The organism is Clostridioides sp. ZZV15-6598, from assembly GCF_020657705.1.
Taxonomy (GTDB): Bacteria; Bacillota; Clostridia; order Peptostreptococcales; family Peptostreptococcaceae; genus Clostridioides; species Clostridioides difficile_F.
In genome coordinates this window covers 1-320 of sequence record NZ_JAGWCS010000362.1, presented here as the reverse complement: position 1 = coordinate 320, position 320 = coordinate 1, and the positions used below count along the sequence as shown (strand labels likewise).

Annotated in this window: 1 protein-coding gene; it reads left to right on the top strand. The window is 29.7% G+C overall.

Going from position 1 to position 320, the window contains the following annotated elements; all coding sequences use genetic code 11:
• Window positions 1–320: serine hydrolase (locus tag KGF50_RS22060; RefSeq protein ID WP_227850015.1), on the top strand; the 320-nt coding region annotated here is incomplete at both ends.

The following is a 320-nucleotide window of genomic DNA, read 5'->3' as shown; positions in this document are numbered from 1 at the left end:
TGTAATGATGGATTTACTTTAGCTGAAATTTTAGTAGAAAAAGTATCTGGTATGTCATTTACTAATTTTCTTGATAAGTACATAAACAATCCACTTAATTTACAAAATACAAAAACTCCAGAAAATAGTTTTGATAGTTCAAAACTTGCAAAAGCCTATGTACCTTATTGGGAAGATGCAGTTCCACAAGATAACCTTAATACTATAGGTGCAGGTGGTTTATATTCAAGTGCAGAAAATCTGTGTACATTTGCACAAACATTTATGAAAAAATCAAATGGAATTCTTTCTCCTGCTTCAGTAAAAGCTATGGAAAATAA